We start from the raw sequence: 1678 nt of genomic DNA on the forward strand, positions 1-1678 counted from the left end.
GCCGTAAATCTTGGCATTCTCTCTAATCTTGGCATGCCCGTGAACTAACGCATTGTCATAAACTTTAGATTGATTGAAAACTTCGGCATTACCAAAAACCTTGGCTTGACCGTAGACACGTGCTTTGTTGTAAACCTTAGCATCCCCATAAATGCGAGAATTGCCGTAAACTTCTGCTTTGCCTTTTACTGAAGCATTCTCATAAATTTGCGCCTTACCATAAACACGGGTATCACTACCATAAACCTCCGCATTACCATAAATCTTTGCATAATCATAAACATACACACAATTAGAAACATCTGCACAACCGTATACTTGTGCATGCCCAAAAACACGTGCCATGCCACCAACACGGGCATCTCCAAAAACACGAGCATTGCCAAAAACATACCCATTATTAAAAGATCTATCCGAACCAGCTACCCAACAATCACCCTCATGTGATAGGTTACCTTCATGCTCTATAAGACCGCCAAGATCACCTTTCTTGACTCTTCCAAAGTCTCTCAGTGCCCGTATGCGACGAAGCATTACAATACCATGTGAATTATTCTTATCAGGATAAACCGTTATTCCTTGGCGTGTGAACTCATATTTCTTTTCTACAGCCATCTTTGTCTCCTTAATGCTGTAAAGTTTCTCCGGTGTGATCAACACCGCAGCTCTTGCTAATTTTCGACATTGGGGGGTGTTGCTCTTGCATTAATCTCTGCAAGCGCTCGGGATAAAAAAAATCTTCTGGACGCAAATCTATCCCATGATCACGGGCGTAGTTCAGAAGCATAATTTGATATTTAGCTGGTATAATTCCGCCTTTACCCTCTAGTTTTTTTAAAGGATAAGTCCATTTATAAACAGCAGACACATGGCATTGAGAAATCAACGACACACGTTTCGCACCGCCTAAATATTTTATAATCGTACCTGCTGAATTTTTGATATTCATTTTAATTTCTCTATTTATCAAACAGGCATTTATTCGATTATAGAAAAAATGTCAACATTTTTTCTAAAATAGAAATGTTGATATTTTTTAAAACAATAGGAATATTGATAAGTATGGATATTCAAAAAGAAATAAAAATTTGGGCAAATGAAAAACTTAAAACAATGGGTCATGGGTCCCGAACTGAATTAGCTAAACATATGGGACTTCATACATCTGTTGTATCTAAAATGCTTTCTGTCGATGATGATAAAGAAAGTAGAAGCATATCTGCTGATGAACTCGTTAGATTAACTTCATTTTTTAAAGCTCTCCCCCCTCATTTTATACCCGATAATTGTGATGATTATTTTTTAAAATTATATTCCTCGGCAAAGCCAGAGCATAGAAAAGCCGTCATTTCTTTTCTGCGATCTTTGCAAGAAGAAGATGGAAAATAACCACCCGTTTTTGCTCATTTGTTAATGACGAAAATATTTTTAGAGCTTTTTTAGACTGCTTCATACAGAATTTTCTCCACATTGAAATGAAAATTAAATTACTTTTTTGTGTAGACTATTTGTCTATCACTAAAAAAATTTTTTTCTGTTTTAGAAAAATTATATTGACTTATTCTAAAATCGAAAATATGTTCACTCCATATCTTAGAAAATAACTTTTGCCAATAGGCAGTATGGAGGCATTTGTGAAGAAACCAGTGTTTATAAATTCTGATGAAATTCTCTTAGT

At 35.6% G+C, this 1678-nt stretch carries 2 protein-coding genes and 1 pseudogene; 1 reads left to right on the plus strand and 2 read right to left on the minus strand.

The window, feature by feature from the left end:
* Positions 1-615 (minus strand): annotated as a pseudogene (locus ACFILU_RS06540) (hypothetical protein); the annotation flags it as partial.
* A 10-nt stretch (positions 616-625) separates the two neighbouring features.
* Positions 626-949 (minus strand): hypothetical protein, encoded by a 324-nt coding sequence (locus ACFILU_RS06545; RefSeq protein WP_375675283.1) that lies wholly within the window; start codon positions 947-949, stop codon positions 626-628.
* Between the two features lie 113 nt (positions 950-1062).
* On the opposite strand from ACFILU_RS06545, the gene ACFILU_RS06550 reads away from it, so the two are divergent.
* Positions 1063-1389, plus strand: a complete 327-nt coding sequence (locus tag ACFILU_RS06550) for a hypothetical protein (RefSeq protein WP_273721234.1) — start codon at positions 1063-1065, stop codon at positions 1387-1389.
* Positions 1390-1678 lie beyond the last annotated feature (289 nt).

The sequence above is a fragment of the Bartonella sp. CL100XZDX genome (assembly GCF_042195375.1).
GTDB lineage: Bacteria > Pseudomonadota > Alphaproteobacteria > Rhizobiales > Rhizobiaceae > Bartonella.